Raw genomic sequence first — 23037 nt, 5'->3', positions numbered from 1 at the left:
GCGTATCCCCTCAATAGCTTCGCTGAGTAATCGCGGCCAGTGGCAGGCTTAGCTCCAGGCGACTGCCGCCTTCCGGGCGGCGCTGCCACTGCAGCTGGCCGCCGTAGCGTTCGGCCGTGGCGTGGCTGAGCAATAGGCCGAGCCCGAGGCCCTTTCCTTTAGTACTGACATAGGCGCGGTGAATGCGCCCCTCCGCGCCCGGCAGGCCCGGGCCGCGGTCACAAATCGTTATGTATAAATGAATGTCGTCGCGATGAACCGCCAGCGCAACATCGTCGGGGCTGGCGTCGGCGGCATTGTTTAACAGGTTGAGAATACTCTGCGAGACGGTGCCGTCTAAGTTGATGGACAGGCTCTTGCAGTCGTCGGCAATAGTGACCGCAACAGCACAAGCGGGGCGCATAAGCTGCCAGCGGTCGATAACACCGTCGATATAGCTAACCACTGCTGTGGCTTCTGCTTGCTGGGTGCTCAGGTCGCGAGCGGTGCTCACCAACTTATCGAGAATCTGTTTGCAGTGGTCGACCTGCTCGCTAAGTGCCTCTACATCGTCGGCATAGTTGTCGTCTATTTCGTCCAGCAAGTCTTCGCTAATCACCTTAATCGTGGCCAGCGGGGTGCCGAGTTCGTGCGCCGTACCCGCCGCGAGTGTGGCGACCGCGAGCAGTTGTTCGTCTTGCAGCTGGCGTTCACGCACCTGGGCGAGTTCGTTTTCTTTTTGGCGCAGGCTGGACGCCATAGCGGAAACAAAGTAGCTGATGAGCAGGGCGCTGACCACGAAGTTCATCCACATCCCCACCATATGCATATTGATGGCGGGCGCGTTGTGCATATGCTGGGCATGGGGCGAGAGTGGCACCAGTGGAATGAAGTAAAACAGCAGCAGGCCATATGCCAGCAACGATACGATGACCAAGCCCCAGGTATAGCGCAGTGGCAGTGTTGTGGCTGAGATACACAGCGGCACTAACAAATAAGAGATAAAGGGGTTACTGCTGCCACCGGAGAGATACAGAACGGCGGTAAAGCCGGCGACATCTATGCAGAGTTGAACGAAAAATTCTAAGTCGGTAACAGGCCAGCGCTGATAGCTGCGCCACCAACAAAAGGCGGCGAATAGGGCAATGATCCCCAGCAGTAGCTCTAACGTTACGTAGGGAAGTAGCCAACCCAATTGATACTTGGCAAACTGCAGGGCGCCGAATTGCCCGGCAATGACAACGCTGCGAATCGCGCAGAGTCGGCGCATATTGGCGATGTCTGAATTCACAGGCGGCTCCAAGTAAAGAGCCGAGTATAGCGCTTGTCGCAGTGCAGGCGAATGACTGCGACATTTTGTCGCAGAGAGAGTGGCGGCGATTTTGCTACCATGCATCCCACTTTAGGCTTAGTCATAACAACAGGCGAATTTTATGTCCCGCTCTACTCTTTGCACGGCACTGCTGTCTGCGGCGCTGTTAAGCTCAAACTTGGTTTTTGCTCACGAAGGCGTGTCGCCAGTCGCGTCGTTGGGTGCCGCCTCGCATGGGCCTATCGGGGTGATGGGCGACCACACCCACAAAGCGGGTGAGTGGATGTTCTCCTATCGCTATATGGCGATGGAGATGGAAGGCAACCTCGACGGCGGTGACTCGCTCTCTGCCAGAGAGATTACCGGCACGATGATGAACCCCGGCCCCTATATGGTTGCGCCGCTAAGCATGGATATGGAAATGCATATGTTTGGTGCCATGTATGCACCCGGCGATGACGTAACGCTGATGTTTATGCTGCCCTATCTGAGTAATGAAATGGACCACCAAACGCGTATGGGTGGCCGCTTCACGACGGAGAGCAGTGGTTGGGGCGACGTGAAGGCCTCGGCGCTGGTCACGCTTTATACCTCTGCTGATCATGCCCACCGAGTGCACGCCAACCTTGGGCTTAGCTTGCCAACCGGTAGCATTGACGAGCGCGATGATACGCCCGCAATGAAAAATGCTAAGTTGCCCTACCGCATGCAACTGGGTAGTGGCAGTGTCGACCTGCTGCCGGGTGTTACTTACAGTGGTCAGGACGCGTCACTGAGCTGGGGCGCCCAGCTGGCGTTGACCATTCGCAGTGACTATAACGACAACGACTACCGCCTTGGCAACCGCGCCCAAGTGAGTGCCTGGTTGGCGCACAGCTTCTCTCCGGCGTTGAGCGCTTCGCTGCGCTTAACCCACAGCGCCTGGGGAAATATCGACGGCGCGCGAGACGACCTGAATCCGATGATGGTGCCAACGGCGGACCCCGATGCGCAGGGCGGCGAGCGCAGCGAGCTCTCATTGGGACTCAATTACCTGTTCCTGAAAGGGGCTGCGAAAGGGCACCGGCTGGCGCTGGAATATGGCGAACCGGTTTATCAGCACTTGGGCGGTCCGCAAATGGAACTGGACTCGACGCTAACCGCAGGCTGGCAATACGCATTTTAATGCGCCTGTCATAGAGCTAGGTCAAACTCCGACATCAATGGCATGCTATTCTGGCATGCCATTTTTGGTTGTAAGGGAGTGCAGTAATGTCCAGAAAGCTAGTTATCAATATCCACCTGTATTTAGCCGCGTTCTTTGCGCCGATGGTGGTGATCATGGCGCTCTCAGGTGGTCTCTACCTGTTGGGTGTAAAGGGCAGTATTGAAAAAGAGACCGTAGCCGTTGTGCCGGTAAAGATCGATACCCAAAGCCCCGGCCTCGAGCAACAGGTGCGCGACTTACTCCAAGAGCAGGGCCTTAACAGCAACTTCCAATATTTGAAGCACCGCGGCGAAAACCTGGATACTCGCCCGACCAACCGCCAGTTCTATCAGCTGTTGCAGCGCGACGATGGCCTGCATATTGTCGCTGCCAAGCCCGATCTGATTGCCGCCTTAATCGAGCTGCACAAGGGGCACGGCCCCACGTTGTATAAGCAGTTTGAAATCGCATTCTCGATGGCATTGGTCGTGATTATGCTCAGTGGTTTGTATTTGGGTTTGGCCTCAAAAGGGCTGAAAACACGCACCCTACAGCTGAGCTTGTCCGGCACAGCGCTATTTCTGATTCTTGCCTTGCTGGCCTGACAAGCTTGTACAGCGGGCGCGCTGTGGTATGCTCCCCCGCGCTCTGAAGGTGCCTGTCGATACGAGCAATCGGTCTGGCAGGTTAAACGGGAAGTTTGGTAAACCGCCAAGGTGAATCCAACGCTGCCCCCGCAACGGTGATCATTTCGATGAGAGCCCGATACCGGCCTTTAGACGTTAACAGCAATGAAGCGGAGGGCTTCATGCGTTGGACTTCTTCTGGCCCTTGCGGCTCGCTGTCGAATTCCCTCGTCCCCTCCCTCATGCGTTTTTTAACTTACGTTTGAGGTTTCACAATGAACAATGCGCGATGTTTGCTGCTGTGCAGCGGGCTGGTGTGGTGCGCGCCAAATTTTGCGGAGCATCTTCAACTTGAAGAAATGGCGGTGACCGCCGAAGCCGACACGTCGGCGGGCTTATCCTTGTATGAGCAACACCGGGCCGGGTCTCGGCTGGGCTTAACCGTGATGGAAATTCCCGCCAGCGTGGCGGTCATCACCGGAGAAGACATTGCTGAAAAGGGCGACTTCTCGGGCTTGTCTGCGCTAACGCGGGCGGCGGGCTTCGCCGCCAATGCCTCGCCGGGAAATGGCGGCAGTGCCACGTCCGTTCGCGGGTTCGCCGGGCACAGCTCGGTGGTTAGCACCTATGATGGCAAGCGCTTGTATGTGGGCAGTGGCACGGTCAGCTTCCCTGCCGACACTTGGACAATGGCGCGCATTGAGGTGCTGCGTGGCCCTGGTTCGGTTATCAATGGTGTGGGCGCCATTGGCGCCACGGTGAATTACGTGCCGAAAAAACCGTCCTTCGAGAAGGCGCCGAATGAGCTTGATATCAGTGCAGGCAGTTTTGGTTTGCGACGTTTTGCGCTGGGCCTGGGGGATGCGGTATCCGACAAACTTGCCTACCGCATTGATGCGGTGGATCACCGCAGCGATGGTTACGTGGATCGCGCCGATGAGCATCGGCAGGCGCTGGCGGTTGGTGTCTTGTTTCAGCAGACGGCGCAGTTATCGTGGCAGTTTGACGTTGATATTGCCGACACTGATGCCGCGCCGTACTGGGGAACGCCACTGGTCGATGGTCGGGTGCATCCGTCGACACGCCGCAACAATTACAATGTTAGCGATGCCATCGTGTCTTACCAGGATTTGTGGCCGCGGCTCTCTGCCACTTGGCAGATCAGCGAGGCGGCGGTACTGCGCAGTGAACTCTACTACATGCGTGCCGATCGCCACTGGCGCAATGTTGAGAGTTACGCCTACAACTCGGCCTCTGGTGAGGTGGACCGGAGTTTCTATCTGGAAATCCTGCACGACCAGGAGCAGTTGGGCTATCGCGCGGATGTCACCTTAGCGCAACCCCTACTGGGGCGTGACAACCGATTCAACATCGGTCTGGAAGTGAACGATATCGCCTTTAGCCACCGCAACAACTCTCCTTACCAAGGCAGCACTAGCGTCGACCTGGAGCAGCCTGCGCCGGGCCGTTGGCGCGACGGTGTGCAGAGTGCCACCAGCGATGACTTCAGCAGTGATACACAGCAAGTGGCCTTATTTCTCGACGATCATCTGCAAATCACGCCGCAATGGAGTGCCGTGTTGGGCTTGCGCTATGACCGGCTTGAGATCGAGCGCAACGACGTTGCGCGCAGCAACGGCCAGAGCGCGTCGCGCAGCACGTCCTCGCCCAGTGGCGGCAGTTGGCGTGTTGGTGCGGTTTACCAGCCGTCAGAGGAAACCTCTATCTATGCGCAATACAGCCGCGCACTCGACCCGATTGGGTCGGTGCTGACATCGGTGAATGATGATGTGGAGCTGGCCAAGGGTGAGCAAGTAGAGCTCGGCGTAAAACAGCAGCATTGGCAGGGGCGCTTGCAAACCAGTTTAGCGGTATACGATATCGTTAAGCGCGACCTGTTGAGCGCAGACCCCGGCGGCGTGCAACGGCAAATTGGTGAGCAATCTTCCCGAGGCATCGAGTGGGAGGTGTATTCACAATTAAGCGAGTCGGTCAGCCTGGATTTTAATCTGGCGTTGGCGCGGGCGCGTTATGAGGAGTTCGTTAAAAGCGGCGATGATCTCTCTCGGAACACCCCGCGCAATGTTGCCGAGAAAACCGCCAACCTGTGGCTGCGTTGGCAGTTTCACCCTCACTGGCAGCTCGGTGCGGGCCTGCGCTATGTGGGTAAGCGCTATGCCAACGACAGTAATACCTCGGTACTGCCGTCCTATCGGGTCTACGACGCGGCGCTTCACTGGCAGCTCAGTGATGCCCTGCAAATAAGTTTGCGCGGTAAAAATCTGTCTGACACCCGCGACTATGTGTTGGCACCCTATGGTGACCAGTGGATCCTGGCAGATGGACGGGCTGCCGACCTCAGTGTGAATTATCGCTTCTGAGGGGCGGTGCGATGAAACTAAAACGGTATTTATACCTGTGGCATCGCTGGCTGGGCGTGGCCATGTGCCTGCTCTTTGCCATGTGGTTCATCAGCGGCATTGTATTGATGTATGTGCCTTATCCTGGCTTGAGCGAGGAGGAACGACTGGCCGGCTTGCCGCCGCTGCAGGCTTCTGCCGTTGCCGTTCCTCCGGGGCAGTTGTTGAGCGAGGCGGATGTTACTCAGCTCAGTCTGCGTTCCATTGGCAATCGCGCTGTCTATGTTGCCGGTTTCAGCGACGGCCGAACAGAGCAGTATTACGCTGATACAGCCGAGCCCGTCGCAGCAATCTCTACGGAGGAGGCCGTCGGGCTTGCGCAGGCCTTTGCCCGGCGCAGTGGTCGCCTGGCTGCCGGTGACGCCAGGGTGGTATCGGTGGCGAGTATCGACTACGACCAATGGAGCTTGTCGTCGAGCTTGCGTCAGCATCGCCCGCTCTTTCGGGTGGATCTTGGCGCCGAGGATGGGCTTCAGCTTTATTTGTCGTCGCAAACGGGCCAGGTGCTGCGTGATACCACGCGCTTTGAACGCGGCTGGAATTGGCTGGGGGCCAACCTGCATTGGCTCTATCCGGCGGCGCTGCGTCGCCACGGAGAACTGTGGGCGCAGCTGGTAATTGCTCTATCGCTATTGGGGCTGTTGTCTATTGTCAGTGGGGCCGTTGTCGGCGTTTGGCGTGTGCGGCTGCACAAACCCTACAAGGGGCGTCGCTATAGCCCCTATCGTGGGGTGATGAAATGGCACCACGTATTGGGGCTGATCTGCGTATTCTTCTTCGCCACCTATATGTTCAGCGGTTTGATGTCGATGAGCCCGTGGGGAATTTTTTCGTCTGGCGAGCCCTACTCACGACAAGTGCAGCGCTACTACGGAGGCGGGGAAATCGCGGATGAGGTGGCGTCGCTGCCTGCGCTTCAACAGGCTCTCAGTAGTGGGGAATACAGAGAGCTGCATTGGCGACGATTGGGCGGCGAATACTACATGCTTGGCTCGCGCTCCCCCCGCCACACAGACCTGCTGCGGCCGCTGTCCTGGCAGCATGAGCAGGTGATGGCGGCGAAGGTCGCCGACGCCGCAGCGCAGCTGCTGCCCGGCCACGGCTACCGGCTTGAGGTACTGACCGAGCACGACGTGTACTACTACAGCCACCACCAGCGCTATCGTCCGTTGCCGGTTCTGCGGCTGCATTTTGACGACCCTCAGGCAACGTGGTTCCACATTGACCCGCTCACGGGTGAGCTGCGTGGCAGGCTGAACCAGCGCGAGCGATTGCGGCGCTGGTTATACAACGGCTTGCATAGCTGGGACTTTTTGCCGCTGCTGAACCGTCGCCCTCTCTGGGATGTATTGGTGATTGCGATGATGGTGTTGGGGGCTGGCTTTTCGATAACCGCAATAATCATCGCTGTGAAACGCCTTCAGACACGGCCCGGCAGGCGCCGCGCTTAACCGCGAAAATACACCTGCACCAAGTGATAGCCGAACTTACTCTTGATCGGGCCGTGGGTCTGGCGCAGGGCGTTATTGAAAATCACCTTGTCGATGCTGGGCACCATTTGTCGGCGGCGAACTTCGCCGAGATCGCCGCCTTTCTTCGCTGAGGGGCACTTGGAATACTTGCGTGCCAGCACATCAAAGGCCTGCCCTTTCGATAGGCGGCGTTTGATATCCAAGGCTTCGGCCTCCGTCGCGACAAGGATGTGGCGCGCCATTGCTGTGTTCATTGCTGGCATTCCCGGGCTGGTAATTAGGGGAGGCTGATTATAATGTGGCGGGCCTACGGTCGCGAATAGTTCAGAGTGTGTATGTCCCGCCCAGCCTTTAGCTTTGATGACATCGCTGCAGAATGCACAGTTACTAGGGGGTGCTATCGCCTGGATGGCCGCCTGTTGGGGCTTCGTATCGTGGTGCCGGAAGCGCTGCACGGCTGCCACCCTTTTAATGCCTCGGCCTACGACTTCATGCAGCAGCTGCGCAAGGAAATTTTTGAATGGGGCATTATCGAATTCCCCGGCTTGCCGCTGAACCCCACCAATTACACCCTGGCGCAGCGCGCACCCCAGCAGCATGCATACAGCAGCAACCCTTATCTCACTGACTTTTGTCAGAGCCCTCACCAGGATACTCCCCCGTATCCGACGGCCTTTTGGTTGGATGCGCCGCGCCGTTATTTTGCTACCTGGGTGATGGGCCATGCGATGGCTGAGCGCTTTTACCAATTGCAGGGGCAGCAACCACAACTTTCTGTTGATGCCTTACACGAACAGTGGGTGACTCGCAGTCTCGAAGAGGGCAGTGGTCTGCTGCTGAATCGTCAGCCGGGTTTACTGATACTCGATAATAGTCACCACAATCACTTGTACCATGCGCGAACCAGCCTGCTGTCGTCGCATCAGGCCGCCGACTTTTGCAGCGATACCCCGATGTATGCGTTTAACGAAGTGGGGTTGCTGCATTATATTGACCAAATGGACAGCCGGCGCGGCGACGAACATCGCGATGCGCAAGCGCGACAACGGGTTGCAGAATTTATGGCCCACGAGGGTTTGCAGGGCTGAGGTCAGGCTGACAGGCGAGGGGTAAAAATGCGAATTTGTGTGGTGGGCGCCTCGGGTAAGTTGGGGCGCTACATGGTTCGGCAGCTGTTGGAAGCGGGTGATGAGGTTGCCGCTGTGTGTCGCCCCGAGAGCGTGAAAAAGCTGGACGAATTTGCCGGCCGCATTGAGGTCTTTCCCGGTAAAACCAATGATCGGGCAGTGCTGCGTCGCGCCCTTCACGGCTGCGATGGTGCCTTGGTTGTACTGGTGCCCTGGGGTGTTCAGCAGTATGCCTCTGGTACGGCGCAGGCCGCGCTGGATTATGCTGAGCCCGGAGCGCGCTTGATATTTTCCTGTGGCTGGCACATTACTATGGATGGGCGCGATCGCTACGCTTGGCACTTCACGCTGTTGTTGAAACTGGTGGGCGCGATCGCAAAAATGCTGCGTCTGGTTGAGTTGGACGACCAAGTGGAGGCCTGTCGGCGTGTGTTTGCCAGCGACCGCCGCTGGACGGTAGTGCGAGGTTCCGACTTAGAGGAAGGCCCCAGCCAGGGGCTGCCAGTGTGGAGCGAGCACGTCGGCGACCCGATTTTGGCCAGCAATAAAACGCGGCGGGTGGATTTTGCTGGCTTTATGGTCGCGGCGCTTCGCGACGACAGTTTGCTGAACAAGGCGCCGGCGATTGTCAGCTGCCAAAGCCCGTCGGCTTTGGCAACGAAACAGATATAACGATTACTTTATCCAAATTTGTTTAGCGTTAACGAACTCGCGGATGCCATGCGGCCCTAACTCCCGACCGAAGCCCGAGCGCTTGATACCGCCGCTGGGTAGTCGCGGATCTGTTTTGACGATGCCGTTGATCGCCACCTGACCACTCTCGATGCGCAGCGCGAGTTGCTCTGCTAATTCCTGATTACCCGTCCACACGCCAGCGCCAAGTCCGTAGTCGGTTTCGTTGGCGAGCTGTAGCGCCTCTTCAACGTCACTCGCTCGGCTCACGCACATCACCGGGCCGAAGGTTTCCTCATTGAAAGCACACATTGTCTCGCTGACATCGGTCAGCAGGGTTACCGGGTAAAAGTAGCCGTCGCCCTCTGGCAGTTCGCCGCCGAGCAGGCATTTTGCACCGGCATCTATCGTGGCGGTGACTTGTCGGTGAAGATTGTCCCGCAAATCAGCGCGCGCCAGTGGGCCGATGTCGGTATCCAGCTCAAGGGGATTTCCCAAACGGAGTTTGCTCAGCCTTGGCTGGACTTTGTCGACGAACGCGTCGTAAACGGGGTCTTCGACAATAATGCGCTTGGCGGCGATACAGCTCTGTCCTGCGTTGATAATACGGGACAGCGTCGCGACATCTGCGGCGGTGTCTAGGTCGGCATCTGCCAACACGATTAGCGGGTCAGAGCCGCCAAGTTCGAGTACGGCAGGTTTGAGTTCGGCGCCCGCGAGGGCAGCAACCTTTCTCCCAGCGGTATCTGAACCGGTGAAAGAAACCGCGCGAATACGCGGGTCGCGAATGGCCTCGGCGACCTTGTCGGTTTCCAGTGCGAGGTTAACCATGATGTCCGGCGGGGCGGCTGCGCGTTCAAAGGCCTCGGCAATCGCTTGCGCGCAGCCCGGCACATTGGGGTCGTGCTTCATTACGCAGGTGTTTCCCGCCATAAGCGCTGGAGCGAGGTAGCGAAAGGCCAGCCAGAGAGGGGCATTCCAGGGAAGGATGCCAAGCAGTGTGCCCAGTGGCTGATAGCAGACGTAACTGAGTGAGGCGTCGGAGGGCAGCTCTTCCCGGCGCAGAAATTGCTCGGCATGGTCGGCATAGAACTCGCAGCACCACGCTGCCTTTTCTACCTCCGGGCCGCCCTCTTTCACCGGCTTACCCATTTCAATGGCCATCAGTTCGGCAAGCCGCGGCTTGTCATTGCGCAATGCCTGCGCAACCTTTTTTAGTACTTCAGCGCGCTCCGCTATTGGTGTGGCTTGCCACGGTTCAAAGGCGCGGTAGGCATCGCCGATGCGCTCATGCATTTGCGCGGTGGTGAGTGAAGGGTACTCGGCAATAATCTTTCCGGTTAGCGGGTTTCTCGCAATCAGCATATTCACCTCTCAACCTAGGAGTATTAAGAACCTGTTTTTGCAGGTGCGGGCTGGTCTTTATCGGTTTTTTTCTCGTTTGCCTTCTCACTTTTGCTATCGGCGTGGCTGGCCGATAGTGCCGCTTTTACCGTCATTTCTTTGGACATTGAAAAAAAGGATTTGCAGCCGTTGTCGGTAATATAAATGGTGTCGGAGATGCCGACGGTTTTGTCGCCCTCCACCCCCCACATCCACGGGATAATATGAAACGTCATGCCCTCTTTGAGCACCGTGGACTCACCCTGTTTCAGGCTGACGATATAGCCCTCGTCCCAACTTGGGGGGAAGGCAATGCCTATTGAATAGCCGGAGCGGGTAATCAGCTGGGCGCCAACATTGTTGTCGGAAATGATGTTGCGAATCATGTTGTCGGCATCGGATACCGTCATCCCCGGCTGGAAAACGTCTTGCACCATATCCAGGGCATAAATCATTCGCTCTTGCGCGTGGAGCATGGCATCGCTTTGCGGGCCGGTGAGCACGGTGCGCATCATGGCGGTGTGGTAGCGTCGGTAACAGCCGCCCACTTCGAGAAAAACATGGTCGCCGGGTTGAACAGTTCGCCCCTCCCAGGTTGCATGGCCGATCATTGAGCGAGGCCCTGAAGTAACGTAGGGCATGACGGCTGGCGGCTCGCCGCCGGCGCGAAACATCGCGGCACTGATTTCTGCGCCTATTTCGTTTTCGGTTGCCCCGGGCACGGCCGCTTGTATCCCGGCGCGCATCCCGGCCTCTGTGGCAGCCGCAGCGCGATACATGACTTCAATTTCGGCGGGCGACTTGCAGATTCGCCCCTCTTCTACGATGCCGAAACAATCGAGTAACTTGGCGGCCGTTAAGGTGGTATGTATGCGGTCCTGTTGGTACGCCGGAAAGAAGTAGCTGTTGCGCTCGTAGCCAATGCGGGCATCGGCCAGGCCGAATTCGCGCAGGGCGTCGACGAGCATTTGTATGGCATCGCCGGTGTCTGGGTAGGGGCGAGTGCGCTCGACCCAGGTGCGGGCGTGGATGTTCGACTCTTCTAACTGGCGGGTGATCATAAAGGGCTCATCGTCCAGGGGCACAACCAGCGCCTGGAAAAAGGAGTAGCCCGTGGTCTGGTAGTCCGTGAGGTACATAATGTTTTCGGGGTCGGAGATGACCACGGCGTCGAGTCGACGCTCGGCAATGCGTTTGCGAAGCTCCTGGAGTCGCCGCTGGTACTCGGTAAACGGAAAGGTCATATCATCGCGTTCGATCATGCTGCCTCCCACACATCGGTAATCACATTGCTGAGTGTGCTTAACCCTTGCTTTAGGTCGTCGTCGTCAATAGTGAGCGGTGGAATAAGTTTTATGACGCGCCCACCGCTGCCACAGGCTGATACCAGCAAGCCCTGTTGAAAGCATTGCTCGACAATGGCTTTTGCTTTTTCACCGCAGCCCACATCCAGCCCGAAAATCATCCCCCGGCCACGCAGCTGTATTCCCTGGCAGTGGGTGATGAGCCCGGACAGGGTTGCACGCATCTCCTTGGCTTTGGCACGCACTTCATCCATCAGCTTGTCGTCTTCAAAATAGCGTATGGCTTCGCGCCCCGCCACGAAGGAGAGTCCCTGACCACGAAAGGTTCCAGTGTGCTCGCCGGGTGACCAGAGTTTGTCTATTTCGGGTTTGATGAGATTCATGGCAATCGGAGTGCCCATACCGCCAAGACCTTTTGCCAAACAGATAATGTCGGGGTCCAGGCCCATATCATCAAAGCTGAAGTAGGTGCCGGTTCGGCCGCAGCCGACTTGAATATCATCGACAATGAGCAGTGCGCCAACATCTTTTGCCAATGTTTGTAGGGCCTGCAACCACTGGTGACTGGCGACGTTTACGCCGCCCTCCGCCTGAATCACCTCGACGATAAACGCTGCCGGGGGAGTGAGGCCGCTGCTGCCATCGAGGTAATTTGCGCGAAGTTTTTCCAGGCTGTCCAGGCCACAGCCCAGTGTGCAACCTTGGCAGGGAGTTTCGCAGCCATAGGGCTGGTGACTAACGTGGTTTAAGGGCACGCCAGCGGCACCCCTGAAGTATTGGTTGGCGGTGCAGGCGAGCGAGCCTAGCGTCATGCCGTGAAAGCCTCGTGTAAACGCCACAACTTCTTGACGCCCTGTTGCCCTGCGAGCCAGTTTTAGCGCCGCCTCTACGGCGTTGGTGCCGGTGGGGCCAATGAATTGTAATTTGTGCGGCATGTTGCGCGGTTCAAGTATGGTGCTGACAAATGCGTCGATAAATTCGCGCTTCGCAGTGGTGTGCATATCGAGGCTGTGGGTGACGCCGTCGCGCTGCAGGTAATCGATCATCGCCTGCTTCATGTTGGCGTTGTTGTGACCGAAGTTCAGCACCCCGGCGCCAGCAAAAAAGTCGATATACTGCTTGCCACTTTCATCAGTTTGCCGAGCGTTGTAGGCGGTATCGAAGACGACTGGATACGTTCGGCAGTAGCCTCGAATGTCGGATTCACGTTGATCAAAAATGCTCATAGTTCCTCCTGGGGGAAAGTTGTCGCGATGCGGCGACGGCGTTGTGCTTTTTGGCTTAGTTGTCGGTACGAGAAGGCAGGCCAGCAAGGCCTGCAAAGAGTTGGGTTACCATTGGGATAAGGCGGTCGTTGAAGTCGTATTGGTCGCTGTGACAGGGCTTGTCGTGGCCTCGGCCATCGTCGGCGCCGATCAGAGCAAAGGCGCCTGGAATTTCTCGCAAGTAGTAGCTGAAATCCTCTGACGCCATGATGGGGAGGGCGATACCATCGTGCAGTGCGCTGGTGCCGTGCAGGCTCTGCCAGAGTTTGCGCAGGCGTTGAGCGGGTGCGGGGTGGTTGATAGTCGCTTGGTAGCGAGACTGAATATCCACCACGCAACTGACACCGTAGCTGGTGGCGGTTTGTGTTGCGATCTCGCGAATGAGGCGGTTGACCTGTTCGCGGCTCGCTTCATTAGATATTCGGATACTGCCCCCCAGCTTCGCCTGGCTGGGGATGATGGTTGCGCCGCTGGGCGCTTCGATACTCGTCACGCTAAGTACGGTGGCGCTTTGCGGCGGCAGGCGCCGGCTGATGACCTGTTGCAAGGCCATTGTGATTGCGCTGGCGGCAAGAACCGGGTCGCGGCAGAGCTCAGGCTGGCTGGCGTGGCCACCCTCGCCGTTGACGGTGATGCTGAATGTGCCGTTGCCACACATTACGATATCGTCTGGTGAAACCAATTTTCCGAAGGGGATCGCTGGCCAATTGTGCCAGCCATAGATTTCATCGACGCCATCTAAGGCACCATCGTGAATCATTTCACGGGCACCATGCCCACCCTCTTCTGCAGGTTGAAAGATGAGCGTTACAGGCCCGGGCAGCTGCCCTTCGTGCGCTTTGAGCCAACGGGCGCTGGCGATGAGCGTGGCTGTGTGACCGTCGTGCCCGCAGGCATGCATACAGCCGGCAGTTCCAGAAGCCCAGTCAAGATCGGTTTTTTCGGTGATAGGCAGGGCATCGATGTCGCCCCGCAATGCGATGTGGTGGCCTTTGCCGTGTTGGTTGAGCCAGGCGATGGTGCCTGTATCGGCGCATTGGCGCCAGGGAATGTCCAGACTAGATAAGATTGTACGAATGCGTTCAGCCGTGCGGGTCTCTTGCCAGCCGAGTTCGGGGTTTTTATGCAGTTCGCGACGTAGCGAGATAGCGTCCGTCACGATGTCTTGCCATTGTATTGGCATAGTCCTCCTGCGGGTTGGCAAGGCTTGCTATCGGCACGCTTGCGGTCCTGCTGAGTATCAGCCAGTGACTTCCATACTAGCTACAGGAAGACGTGGGTTGCAATGCCGTGTGCCGAATATTTGCCAGCGCGAGGTCGATAGTGGTCGTTGGGGGTAAGGGATTTCCGCTGTTGTGAGCGGGAACAGGAAAAAGGGCTATACCTCTATTCACTTTGTCTATATAGTGGTCATCAGCTAGAAAGTAGCTCCTAATATTTATGCACGCCATTTCGATGTTCTACCTTTAGTTCTCGTCCTGATCTCATAAGTAATAGAAACACTTCCAGCACAACCGCCTCTTTTGAGGCAAAACGTTATTTTTGAAAACTCAGGATAGAAATATGTCTACAGTTACTGGCACAGTAAAATGGTTCAACGAAACTAAAGGCTTCGGCTTCATCGAGCAAGAAAATGGCCCAGACGTGTTCGCACACTTCAGCGCTATTTCTGGCAGCGGCTTCAAAACTCTGGTTGAAGGCCAGCGTGTTGAATTCTCTGTAAGCCAAGGCCAAAAAGGTCCTCAGGCTGACAACATCGTCGTAGTGTAATGCTCAGATCCGCATCGCGGATCTGACATGACATCGGCCTTGGCCGAATGACGAAAAAGGGCAGAACCGAGAGGTTCTGCCCTTTTGTTTTTGGGCTTTTAAAACATTGCTGAACTGGCATGATAGCCCTATTGCAGCCAGCTCGACTTTACATAGGTAACATCTTGAATCACTACGATTTCGCCAGCCTGTCGCTCAAAAGCGGGCTGCGTAACAACCTTTCATCTCTGGGATACGAACACATGACCGCCGTGCAGGCGCAGGCGTTGCCGCGTATCTTGGATGGCGTGGACCTAATTGCCCAGGCTAAAACCGGCTCGGGAAAAACCGTGGCCTTCGGTTTGGGGCTATTGCAAAAGCTCGACGTTAAGCGCTTTGCTGTTCAGTCGGTGGTGCTGTGCCCCACCCGAGAGCTGGCTGACCAAGTGGCCCGGGAGCTCAGAAAGCTGGCGCGCGGCGTGCACAATGTGAAGGTGCTGACACTGTGCGGCGGTATGCCGTTTGGTCCGCAAATAGGCTCACTGGAGCACGGAGCGCATATCGTGGTGGGGACGCCGGGGCGTGTGGAAGAGCATCTGCGCAAAGGCAATTTGAAGCTCGAAAATTTATCGATGCTGGTGTTGGATGAAGCTGATCGCATGTTGGAAATGGGCTTTCAGGCGACACTGGATGCCATTGTTGAGAAGATGCCCAAGCAGCGCCAGACGCTGTTATTCAGCGCAACCTACCCCGATGAGATCCGCGCCATTTCCAAGCGAGTGATGAATAAACCAGAGCTGCTGCAAATTAAAGAACAGCACAGTGCGAGCACCATCGCCCAGTCATTCTTTCATGTGAAAGATAATACTGAGCGCGCCGAGGCCGTTGCGCGCCTGTTGCTTGAACACCGGCCGGATTCGGCGGTGGTGTTTTGTAATACGCGGCGCGACACTGAAGAGGTGGCTGCGGGTTTGCGCGACTACAACTTAAATGTTGTCGCACTGCATGGTGAACTCGACCAGCGCGCCCGCGATCAAGCGTTGGTGTGCTTCGCCAACAAGAGTATTTCGATACTAGTGGCGACGGATGTGGCGGCGCGCGGTTTGGATATTGAAGAATTGGATATGGTGATTAATTACCATATAGCCCGCGATGCTGAAGTACATACCCACCGGATAGGGCGCACCGGTCGAGCGGGTGCCAAGGGCATGGCGTGCAGCTTATTCGGCGACCGCGAAACTCAAAAGATCGAGCGGTTGGCGGAATATGGCCAGCTGCAAATTCGCCCCGCCGAGCTGCCTAGCCCGGCTGTGCTCAGTGCTCCTGGCTACAAGCCGGCAATGGCCTGCATTCAATTGGACTCGGGCAAAAAGCAAAAAATTCGCCCCGGCGATATTCTCGGCGCGCTAACCCGCGACGACGGCGTGGCGGGCAAAGATGTTGGTAAAATCCATATCTTTGATAACTGCGCCTATGTTGCGGTGCGCCGCAATGTGGCAGATCAGGCGCTGCGCACACTGACGGCGGGTAAGTTGAAAGGTCGCAGCGTGCGGGTGCGAAAAATCCGCTGATGGCCGGTGGCTGGCACTGTTTGAATTTAGGCGATGCGCTATTGGCTGAGGCGCAGCATGCCGCTCTTATTGCCGACTTTCAGCGTCGCTACTCAGCGTCTGCCACGCCGAGGGTTTTGATGGCGCGACACGAGTCAGAGGGGCGTTTGCACTGCGAGCTGTGGGTGTACTTCTCGCCCGGCTGCGAAGTGTTGGTCGAGGCGTGGCAGGCGAGTCCATGCCGGGCTCCGAGCGAAAAGGGGCTTAGTTATAGCGTCACCGCGGGTAAGGCGTGGCGAAGTGCATTTCCGTTGGCGTAGCGCTTTGTTGATAAGTGGTGCTGCCACCCTTCAATAGGCGTGTCGTCGGGTAGATAAAGGGAGTTGCCGTTGATTTCTTCACTGCCGCGTTGGTTAGAATTGGGCGCCTTCACGCTGGCCCTGCTGGCGGGCATCATCAATGCTGTAGGACTGCTGGGTTTTGCTCATCAGTCGGTTTCTCACTTGTCGGGCACTGCTACGCTGCTGGGTGTGGGTTTGCTGACAGGGAGTGAGGCCGGGCACTTGTTGGCCATTCTGCTGAGCTTTCTGGTGGGCGCCGCAATTTCTGGATATTTCAATCGCAGCGAAACCCTGCGCCTGGGGCGTCACTACGATACCTTGCTGGTTGTGGAGGGGTTGCTATTGCTGATAGCGATTGCATTTCTTCAGAGGCAGCAGGCGGCTGGGCACTACTTCGCGTCGGCTGCCTGTGGCTTGCAGAATGCGATGGCAACCCGGTATAGCGGCGCGGTGGTTCGCACCACCCATGTAACGGGGCTGTTCACGGATCTCGGCATAATGGTGGGGGCGGCGCTGCGGGGCGAGTATTTTGATCGACGAAAAGCCAGCCTGTTTTTATTGATTATTCTCGGTTTTACCTCCGGCGGCAGCCTGGGAGCCTGGCTCTATGCGGGCCTTGGTTTCTTCGCCCTGGTGGTGCCCGCTGTGCTATGTTTTTCTCTGGCGCTGGCCTATCGCATACGGCGATTGCGCTCGGCAGATAGTGATGCCATTTCAGAGGCTGAAGGCGATGAGCAAGGCGGTCATTGAAGACTATTTCCGCACCTACAATTCGGCCTCGGCCGAGGCGTTGAGTGCCTTTTACCATCCCGACGTGGTGCTGCGTACTGCCGAGGGCGAGTTTGCTGGGCCGCAAGCAATATTGGGCGTCTATCAACATATCATTGCGCAGTTTTACGACCAAATGACCCCGACGCGTATTGTTCAGCGCGGTGACGAGTTTTGCGTGGATATTCAGGATCGCTTTACCGCGAAAATGCCGGTGGCAGATTTTCTGGGACGCTCCTTTGCTAAGGGCGACAGTTTGGTGCTGTATTTACACGCGCGGTACCGCTTGCAAGAAGGTCGCATCATCAGCGCGGACATCCGTGCAGCCGAAGTGCCCTCATGAGCGCCGTTGTAGTGGTATTAAGTCTGTTTTGCGTGGTGGCGTCGCTATTGCCTGCCCTGCCCAAACAGCAGTGGTGGGTGCGCGGGTTTGATTTCCCGCGCATGCAAATTGCCCTGCTCGCCAGCGCCTTGGTGGCTGCGCAATACCTGTTGCTCGATAGCAATCAGGAGTGGGTGCAGGCGATGGTGGGGGTGACCGCAGCCTGCGCCGTCTATCAGTGGTGGTGGATTGTTCCCTACACGCCCTTGTACCCCAAAGAAGTACCGGATGCTCCCGCTGAAACGCACCTTCCCACGCTGCGCTTAATGACCGCGAATGTGCTCACGCCCAACCGCAATGCTGAACAATTCTTATCGTTGGTGCGAGAGACGCGCCCCGATGTGCTAGTGACCCTGGAAAGCGATGCCTGGTGGCAAAGCGCCCTGGCGGAGCTGGATGTCGACTACCCCTATAGCGTTAAATGTCCCCAGGATAATTTATACGGTATGCACTTGTATTCGCGCTGGCCGCTGCTCGATAGCCACGTTGAATTTTTGGTCGAAGAGGATGTGCCGTCGATACATGTGTTGCTGCAAATGCCGGCTGGGCCGCGGCTGCGCCTGCATTGCCTGCACCCTGCGCCACCGAGCCCGACAGAAAATGACGAGTCTGCGGAGCGCGATGCGGAGTTGATGGTAGTCGCCAAGAAGCTAGATGCCTGCCGTGAGCCAGTGGTGGTGTGCGGCGACCTGAATGATGTGGCCTGGTCGCGGACAACGCGCTTGTTCCGCAAGAAAAGCGGCCTGCTGGACCCCCGGGTTGGGCGCGGGATGTTTAATACTTTTCACGCGAAATACCCGGGCATGCGCTGGCCCCTGGATCACGTGTTTCACAGCAGCCACTTTGCTGTTGCCGAGATCGGCCGCCTGCCGGCCTTTGGCTCCGACCACTTCGCCTTGTACACCGAGCTGGTGTTGGTGGCTGAGCAGCATCGCGCGGATGCCGGTTTGGACGCCGACGCCGATACCGACAGCGAGGTGGATGCCTTGATTGCCCAGCAAGATGTGGGCGTTGACGATGTACCGACACCGAGAGCATAGGGTGCGTTAGCGGACTGAGCGGCATTTTTGCAAAGCAGCGCAGATTTTAAAGCGGAACTTTATTTTATGCTGGGCGTCTAGTTTGAAGTGATCTTCATTGCCTATTGATACCGGCCCACAGCAAGGACGACTCCATGACGCCGCAGGAACTTGGCGCAACCTACGACTACATTGCCCCGCTTTATCAGCGCGATATGCTGCATTCCGACTACGGACTGAGCGCCCTGCGACGCACGATACGTTATTGCCCGATTGTGGGCGACGCACTGGATGTCGGTTGTGGCGTGGGAGGGCGGATGATTGACGCCCTTCAGCAAGCGGGCTTTACGCCCGAGGGCATCGACGTTTCGGCGGGGATGTTGAGCCTGGCCCAACAGGCGCATCCGGGGCTGGGATTTTGCCGCGCCGACATTTGCCAATGGCAGAGCCAGCGGCGCTTCGCACTGATTCTGGCCTGGGACAGCCTTTTTCACCTACCGCTCAACGAGCACGAGCCGGTGCTGAGAAAACTGTGCCAGCTACTCGATGACAACGGCGTGCTGATATACAGCTTCGGCGACGCCGAGGGCAGCCACATCGACCAGTGGCACGGTCGCGATTTTCTCTACAGCTCTATCGGTATTTCGGAAAATCTCCGTGTCCTAATGAGCGAGGGGCTGACCATCCTCCACTGCGAGCGCGATCAGCACCCGCAATCCCATGTCTATGTAATCGCTCACAAGCGCCAAAAAGACGAGGGCGCCAACGCGCAGCGTCTGCTTTAATCACGCTTTTGTCGACAAGAGACTGTGCGAATGAAAGCCCTTCTTCTCTGCTTTGGCTTGCTGCTGGCCGCTGAGTTTGCGGTGGCAGAGCCCGCCTCGAATACCTACATTGGCCGCTACAATATCCTCGACGCCGATATCCACTACCGCAATCCGAATACCGGGGTGGCACTGAGCCAGAGCCAGACGCGGGAACTGGTGATCCGCCTTTATAACACCCGGTCGGTGAATCACGCTGATATCGTTGAGGAGCTGGCCCTGCAGGGTGGTGTGAATCGCGGCGAGGGCTTTGCAAGCGCCAACCCCTATTATCCTCGCGCGGAGGAGGTCTCGATCGCGTTGCCCAAACCGCGCAGTGTCGTTCGCGACGGCAAAACGGTTGACAACCCTGAGGGTTACGCTGATATTGCTGAAGGTTACGGGCTGGAAAATGGCCGTCCCAATTACTTCCAGCAACGGCGCGTCAGCCAGTGGTTCAGCGACGTGAGTCACGGTAAGGCTGCAGCGCAGGAAGTGTGTGCGGTAAAGTTTATCGATGCGGCGCAGCAGCGCTATGAGCTGAAAACCTTCGCCAATGGCGAGGCCGCGAAACAAGCGGGTTGGACCATTACGCATCAGTACCACTGTGGCACGTGCTCGACGCTACAAGATTTAGCGGCATACATGGGCATTCCCGATCAAACGACGCCAGTGCGCGCCTGTACCAAGAAGGGGCGAGGGCAGGTCAGCAAGCTGGACGACGTTAAGCGGTGCATTATCGAGGAAGTGGGCTTCACAGAAATGTGCGCGGAGAGCTGGGCCTACAACGGCATTCATACAGGCGCTGAATGTGCTCTGGACTGTATGCGCAGTTACGGCCGCGATGCCTGGCTGTCGCCGCTGTTGCGTGGCGTTTTCAATACCATGGTGAAGGGCGAGTTTAGTGCCTGCCCCGCTGATGTGGAAAGTGACGACCCGGCGTTGCGGGCCACTCTGCAGGCCAATGGTTGCCCGCTGGAGAATGAAAAAACCGGTAAGCTCAATGCCTGCTTGTGGTGTGACGAAAAAACCTCCGGCCCCGGCTTTAAGTACACCGCGGCGCGTACGCGGCGCGGCTCGGGCTTGCCCTCGGCCATTCCCCGCCCCAATGACCGCTTATTTTACGAGGCTGATCACAGTGCGTATTTCAGTGACTGAGCCGGCCGCGTTTAGTGCTTGTGGGAAGAAAGCATGATGCCCATTATGCTGGGGATCGCGCTTGCGGTGGTGATTGCGGCATCTGCACGCTGGATGCAATTTGACCGAGATAGAAGCTTTTATCCCACCGTGTTAATTGTGATCGCCAGTTACTACCTTTTGTTTGCCTGTATGGCTGGGCAAGCTGTTTTTGAGGAGGCACTTGTCGCGCTGGCGTTTACCGCGGCGGCCTTGCTTGCCGCGTTTTACTGGCCGCTGGGGGTGGGTATTGGCATTGCGTTGCACGGCGTATTCGATATGCTCCACGACGGCCTTATCGACAACCCCGGTGTGCCAATCTGGTGGCCGGCATTTTGCGCAGCGGTGGACCTTGCCCTGGGCGCTTGGCTGGTGGTCCATTCGCGTAGGGCGCCGCAGCGTCGTCAATAACCGCCGGGTTATTGCAGCCGCGGTTACCGGGCGCCGATCGCCGCCTGATTTGCATCTTCTGATTTTACCGGGCGGCACTGGAGGTTTTACGTGGAGCTACTGCTAATTGTCACCGCTGGATTCGCCGGTGGGGCGATGAATGCACTGGCGGGCGGCGGCAGTTTTGTTACCTTACCCGCGCTGGTGTTTGCTGGATTGCCGCCGGTGATGGCGAATGCCACGGGCACAGCGGCGTTGCTGCCCGGCTATATCATGAGCGCCTGGCGCTTTCGCCGCGATATTCGTGCGCCTGCGGGCCTGTCTTGGCCACTTCTACTAGGGATTAGTTTACTGGGTGGCAGCCTTGGCGCAGCGCTGTTAACGGTCGGCGACCCGCAGTGGTTTGCGCGCTTGGCACCCTGGTTGATACTGCTGGCCACGACGCTCTTCGCGCTGGGCCCGTCATTACTGGTTTCCGTTCGTCAGGTTAGCCGGCCTCTCGCCCTTGGCAGCGTGTTTGGGGTGTGTCTCTATGGCGGCTACTTCAATGGTGGTTTGGGCATTATTTTGTTGGCGGCCCTGGGCCTGCTCGGGCAGCGCAATCTACACAGCATGAACGGGGTGAAAAATGTGTTGTCTGCGGTGCTGACCGCTATTGCAGTGCTGGTGTATGCCGCGGGTGGCATGGTTGTGTGGGCATCTTTCTTGCCGATGGCGCTGGCCGCTATTGTTGGCGGGTATGCGGGTGCTGCGCTGGCCTATCGTATTCCGGCGTCGTGGTTGCGCGGCGGTATTGTGGTGGTGGGGCTGGTGATGGCAGCGGTCTTCTTTCTTCGTTTGTCGGCGTAAGATTTATTACTTGCATTGTGATACCTTTTCCTTGCCCGCCCGTGTGCGGTGAACCGAGAGGAATAAGGAGCAGAAATGGACGCGTATCTATACGACTGTTTGCGCAGCCCGCGAGCCAGGGCCAAAGCCGAACAGGGTAGTTTGGCGTCGATGCCGCCACACGAGATGGTTAGGCAGTTGTTGTCGGCCATGGAAGGGCGTCATCCGGGCGTGCGTGAGTCGGCTCAGCAGCTGCTGTTGGGCTGCGTCGGTCAAGTGTCCAGCCAGGGGGGCAACATCGCACTGGTCAGCAAGATGGCCGCTGGGCTTAGCGACAGTGCAGCCGCTTACACGCTGAATAACTACTGCGTGTCGGGTCTCACGGCCATTAGCCAGGCGGTGCTGGCAGTGCAGGCTGGCATGAGTCATATGAGCCTGGCGGGCGGTGTCGAGAATTTAAGCCAGGTACCTTTTATGGCCGACCGTGCTAGCTACTACAGTGACGCTAGTCTGCCGCGCAAGGGCCGATTCATTCCTGTTCCGGTGGCCGCTGACCTGTTGGCCAGTCAGTTTGATGTGACGGTTGAGCAACTCAATGCACAGGCATTGCGCTCCCACCAGCGAGCGGCGGCTGCGCAGCAACAGGCGGCGTTCAATGCGTCGCTGGTGGCAATGACGTCGGCCGACGGCCGTGTGCTGGCGGATCGTGACGAAGCGATTCAGGCGCAGCTTTCTGTTGAAAGTCTGGCGGCGATGCCGCCGGCCTTTGCCGACGTTGCCAAGCCCTATGCAGAGACGCTGCATGGCCGCGCATTGGAAGCGCGACATAGCTTTGCGCATATGCCGCCCATGGTGGATGGTGCTGCCGTGGCGCTGATCGGCCCGGCGAATTTGCCGTTGGAAAGCGCGCCGCGCGCCCGCTTCATTGCACTATCAGAGCACTGCGGCAGTCCGGAGGAGTCCCTGACAGGCGGCTTTGCGGCGATGGAGCAGGTGCTGAGTCGTGCGGGTTTATCGCTGGACGATATCGATGTTATCGAGATGATGGAGGCCTTTGCCGTTGTGCCGGTGCTGTTTGAACAGCGCTACCGGGTTGACCCCAGTAAAGTGAATATTGCGGGCGGCCACCTGGCAAAAGGGCACCCAATGGGCGCCACCGGTGCGGTACTATTGTCGTGTTTGGTGGATGCGTTGGAGCAGCGCGATGGCCGCCTGGGAATGGTCGTTGCAACCGGAGCCTCGGGTATTGGCGCCGCTGTTATCATAGAGCGACTGTGACTGAGCA

At 57.6% G+C, this 23037-nt stretch carries 23 protein-coding genes and 1 riboswitch; of the genes, 17 read left to right on the top strand and 6 right to left on the bottom strand.

Features of this window, described 5'->3' with window-relative positions:
• Positions 1 to 10 precede the first annotated feature (10 nt).
• Complete coding sequence (locus H573_RS0109245) at positions 11 to 1270, bottom strand: ATP-binding protein (RefSeq protein ID WP_161624251.1); 1260 nt, start codon at positions 1268 to 1270, stop codon at positions 11 to 13.
• Positions 1271 to 1412: 142 nt separating this feature from the next.
• Here H573_RS0109245 and H573_RS0109240 point away from each other — a divergent pair, with 142 nt between their 5' ends.
• The 4 genes from H573_RS0109240 to H573_RS0109225 all read left to right on the top strand — a co-directional run bounded on the left by H573_RS0109240 (position 1413) and on the right by H573_RS0109225 (position 6974).
• A complete protein-coding gene (locus H573_RS0109240; RefSeq protein ID WP_027874013.1) occupies positions 1413 to 2456 on the top strand; it encodes a transporter in 1044 nt (347 codons plus the stop codon).
• Between the two features lie 86 nt (positions 2457 to 2542).
• Positions 2543 to 3082, top strand: coding sequence for a hypothetical protein (locus H573_RS0109235; RefSeq protein ID WP_027874012.1), 540 nt, complete (start codon positions 2543 to 2545; stop codon positions 3080 to 3082).
• A gap of 30 nt (positions 3083 to 3112) precedes the next feature.
• A riboswitch (cobalamin riboswitch) is annotated at positions 3113 to 3268 on the top strand.
• Positions 3269 to 3378: 110 nt separating this feature from the next.
• Positions 3379 to 5484 (top strand): TonB-dependent receptor, encoded by a 2106-nt coding sequence (locus tag H573_RS0109230; protein ID WP_051171165.1) that lies wholly within the window; start codon positions 3379 to 3381, stop codon positions 5482 to 5484.
• A gap of 11 nt (positions 5485 to 5495) precedes the next feature.
• On the top strand, positions 5496 to 6974 hold the full coding sequence (locus H573_RS0109225; protein WP_036256342.1) for a PepSY-associated TM helix domain-containing protein: 1479 nt from the start codon (positions 5496 to 5498) through the stop codon (positions 6972 to 6974).
• Here the strand turns inward: H573_RS0109225 and H573_RS0109220 are convergent.
• Positions 6971 to 7249 (bottom strand): peptidylprolyl isomerase, encoded by a 279-nt coding sequence (locus H573_RS0109220; RefSeq protein ID WP_027874009.1) that lies wholly within the window; start codon positions 7247 to 7249, stop codon positions 6971 to 6973. The genes H573_RS0109225 and H573_RS0109220 overlap by 4 nt on opposite strands.
• An 81-nt stretch (positions 7250 to 7330) precedes the next feature.
• Between H573_RS0109220 and H573_RS0109215 the strand changes: the two genes are divergently transcribed.
• Positions 7331 to 8083, top strand: coding sequence for a hypothetical protein (locus H573_RS0109215; protein ID WP_027874008.1), 753 nt, complete (start codon positions 7331 to 7333; stop codon positions 8081 to 8083).
• Positions 8084 to 8110: 27 nt separating this feature from the next.
• Complete coding sequence (locus H573_RS0109210) at positions 8111 to 8794, top strand: NAD(P)H-binding protein (protein WP_027874007.1); 684 nt, start codon at positions 8111 to 8113, stop codon at positions 8792 to 8794.
• A gap of 3 nt (positions 8795 to 8797) precedes the next feature.
• Here H573_RS0109210 and H573_RS0109205 read toward each other — a convergent pair whose 3' ends face one another.
• From H573_RS0109205 to doeB2, 4 genes are read right to left on the bottom strand one after another with little or no spacing between them, the layout of a single operon-like run.
• Positions 8798 to 10159 carry an NAD-dependent succinate-semialdehyde dehydrogenase gene (locus H573_RS0109205; protein ID WP_027874006.1) on the bottom strand — a complete coding sequence of 454 codons (1362 nt, stop codon included), beginning with the start codon at positions 10157 to 10159 and terminating at the stop codon, positions 8798 to 8800.
• A gap of 23 nt (positions 10160 to 10182) precedes the next feature.
• A complete protein-coding gene (doeA, locus tag H573_RS0109200) occupies positions 10183 to 11439 on the bottom strand; it encodes an ectoine hydrolase (protein ID WP_027874005.1) in 1257 nt (418 codons plus the stop codon).
• Positions 11436 to 12707: an aspartate aminotransferase family protein gene (locus H573_RS0109195; protein WP_027874004.1), complete on the bottom strand. Its 1272-nt coding sequence runs from the start codon at positions 12705 to 12707 to the stop codon at positions 11436 to 11438. The genes doeA and H573_RS0109195 overlap by 4 nt, the downstream gene beginning before the upstream one ends.
• A gap of 55 nt (positions 12708 to 12762) precedes the next feature.
• A complete protein-coding gene (doeB2, locus tag H573_RS0109190; RefSeq protein WP_027874003.1) occupies positions 12763 to 13929 on the bottom strand; it encodes a N(2)-acetyl-L-2,4-diaminobutanoate deacetylase DoeB2 in 1167 nt (388 codons plus the stop codon).
• A 380-nt stretch (positions 13930 to 14309) separates the two neighbouring features.
• Here doeB2 and H573_RS0109185 point away from each other — a divergent pair, with 380 nt between their 5' ends.
• From H573_RS0109185 to H573_RS0109135, 11 genes are all read left to right on the top strand, one after another.
• Complete coding sequence (locus tag H573_RS0109185; protein ID WP_027874002.1) at positions 14310 to 14516, top strand: cold-shock protein; 207 nt, start codon at positions 14310 to 14312, stop codon at positions 14514 to 14516.
• Positions 14517 to 14635: 119 nt separating this feature from the next.
• Positions 14636 to 16066, top strand: coding sequence for an ATP-dependent RNA helicase DbpA (dbpA, locus tag H573_RS0109180; RefSeq protein WP_205618925.1), 1431 nt, complete (start codon positions 14636 to 14638; stop codon positions 16064 to 16066).
• The gene (locus H573_RS19000) at positions 16066 to 16365 is read left to right on the top strand and encodes a hypothetical protein (RefSeq protein WP_051171164.1); all 300 of its coding nucleotides are present in this window, start codon (positions 16066 to 16068) and stop codon (positions 16363 to 16365) included. The genes dbpA and H573_RS19000 overlap by 1 nt, the downstream gene beginning before the upstream one ends.
• 69 nt (positions 16366 to 16434) lie before the next feature.
• Positions 16435 to 17136 carry a YoaK family protein gene (locus H573_RS17695; RefSeq protein ID WP_051171163.1) on the top strand — a complete coding sequence of 234 codons (702 nt, stop codon included), beginning with the start codon at positions 16435 to 16437 and terminating at the stop codon, positions 17134 to 17136.
• Positions 17117 to 17497, top strand: coding sequence for a nuclear transport factor 2 family protein (locus H573_RS17690; RefSeq protein WP_036256339.1), 381 nt, complete (start codon positions 17117 to 17119; stop codon positions 17495 to 17497). Before H573_RS17695 ends, H573_RS17690 begins: the two co-directional genes overlap by 20 nt.
• Positions 17494 to 18576, top strand: coding sequence for an endonuclease/exonuclease/phosphatase family protein (locus tag H573_RS0109160; RefSeq protein WP_051171162.1), 1083 nt, complete (start codon positions 17494 to 17496; stop codon positions 18574 to 18576). Before H573_RS17690 ends, H573_RS0109160 begins: the two co-directional genes overlap by 4 nt.
• Positions 18577 to 18710: 134 nt before the next feature.
• Entirely contained in the window at positions 18711 to 19340 is a 630-nt protein-coding gene (locus H573_RS0109155) for a class I SAM-dependent DNA methyltransferase (RefSeq protein WP_027873999.1), read from the top strand.
• Between the two features lie 30 nt (positions 19341 to 19370).
• Entirely contained in the window at positions 19371 to 20516 is a 1146-nt protein-coding gene (locus H573_RS0109150; RefSeq protein ID WP_027873998.1) for a hypothetical protein, read from the top strand.
• Positions 20517 to 20549: 33 nt separating this feature from the next.
• A complete protein-coding gene (locus tag H573_RS0109145; protein ID WP_205618924.1) occupies positions 20550 to 20945 on the top strand; it encodes a hypothetical protein in 396 nt (131 codons plus the stop codon).
• A 90-nt stretch (positions 20946 to 21035) separates the two neighbouring features.
• Positions 21036 to 21773 carry a sulfite exporter TauE/SafE family protein gene (locus H573_RS0109140; protein ID WP_027873996.1) on the top strand — a complete coding sequence of 246 codons (738 nt, stop codon included), beginning with the start codon at positions 21036 to 21038 and terminating at the stop codon, positions 21771 to 21773.
• Positions 21774 to 21848: 75 nt separating this feature from the next.
• Positions 21849 to 23030, top strand: coding sequence for an acetyl-CoA C-acyltransferase (locus tag H573_RS0109135; protein ID WP_027873995.1), 1182 nt, complete (start codon positions 21849 to 21851; stop codon positions 23028 to 23030).
• The last annotated feature ends 7 nt before the right edge of the window (positions 23031 to 23037 follow it).

This window comes from Neomelitea salexigens DSM 19753, assembly GCF_000422345.1.
GTDB lineage: Bacteria > Pseudomonadota > Gammaproteobacteria > Pseudomonadales > Spongiibacteraceae > Spongiibacter > Spongiibacter marinus_A.
The sequence above is the reverse complement of the archived record's forward strand: the minus strand, read 5'-3'. Positions and strand labels throughout refer to the sequence as shown.

Coding starts and splice junctions, on each gene's coding strand:
- H573_RS0109240 (WP_027874013.1), top strand. CDS start 1,413: ATGTCCCGCTCTACTCTTTGCACGGCACTGCTGTCTGCGGCGCTGTTA.
- H573_RS0109235 (WP_027874012.1), top strand. CDS start 2,543: ATGTCCAGAAAGCTAGTTATCAATATCCACCTGTATTTAGCCGCGTTC.
- H573_RS0109230 (WP_051171165.1), top strand. CDS start 3,379: ATGAACAATGCGCGATGTTTGCTGCTGTGCAGCGGGCTGGTGTGGTGC.
- H573_RS0109225 (WP_036256342.1), top strand. CDS start 5,496: ATGAAACTAAAACGGTATTTATACCTGTGGCATCGCTGGCTGGGCGTG.
- H573_RS0109220 (WP_027874009.1), bottom strand. CDS start 7,249: ATGAACACAGCAATGGCGCGCCACATCCTTGTCGCGACGGAGGCCGAA.
- H573_RS0109215 (WP_027874008.1), top strand. CDS start 7,331: ATGTCCCGCCCAGCCTTTAGCTTTGATGACATCGCTGCAGAATGCACA.
- H573_RS0109210 (WP_027874007.1), top strand. CDS start 8,111: ATGCGAATTTGTGTGGTGGGCGCCTCGGGTAAGTTGGGGCGCTACATG.
- H573_RS0109205 (WP_027874006.1), bottom strand. CDS start 10,159: ATGCTGATTGCGAGAAACCCGCTAACCGGAAAGATTATTGCCGAGTAC.
- doeA (WP_027874005.1), bottom strand. CDS start 11,439: ATGATCGAACGCGATGATATGACCTTTCCGTTTACCGAGTACCAGCGG.
- H573_RS0109195 (WP_027874004.1), bottom strand. CDS start 12,707: ATGAGCATTTTTGATCAACGTGAATCCGACATTCGAGGCTACTGCCGA.
- doeB2 (WP_027874003.1), bottom strand. CDS start 13,929: ATGCCAATACAATGGCAAGACATCGTGACGGACGCTATCTCGCTACGT.
- H573_RS0109185 (WP_027874002.1), top strand. CDS start 14,310: ATGTCTACAGTTACTGGCACAGTAAAATGGTTCAACGAAACTAAAGGC.
- dbpA (WP_205618925.1), top strand. CDS start 14,636: ATGATAGCCCTATTGCAGCCAGCTCGACTTTACATAGGTAACATCTTG.
- H573_RS19000 (WP_051171164.1), top strand. CDS start 16,066: ATGGCCGGTGGCTGGCACTGTTTGAATTTAGGCGATGCGCTATTGGCT.
- H573_RS17690 (WP_036256339.1), top strand. CDS start 17,117: ATGAGCAAGGCGGTCATTGAAGACTATTTCCGCACCTACAATTCGGCC.
- H573_RS0109160 (WP_051171162.1), top strand. CDS start 17,494: ATGAGCGCCGTTGTAGTGGTATTAAGTCTGTTTTGCGTGGTGGCGTCG.
- H573_RS0109155 (WP_027873999.1), top strand. CDS start 18,711: ATGACGCCGCAGGAACTTGGCGCAACCTACGACTACATTGCCCCGCTT.
- H573_RS0109150 (WP_027873998.1), top strand. CDS start 19,371: ATGAAAGCCCTTCTTCTCTGCTTTGGCTTGCTGCTGGCCGCTGAGTTT.
- H573_RS0109145 (WP_205618924.1), top strand. CDS start 20,550: ATGATGCCCATTATGCTGGGGATCGCGCTTGCGGTGGTGATTGCGGCA.
- H573_RS0109135 (WP_027873995.1), top strand. CDS start 21,849: ATGGACGCGTATCTATACGACTGTTTGCGCAGCCCGCGAGCCAGGGCC.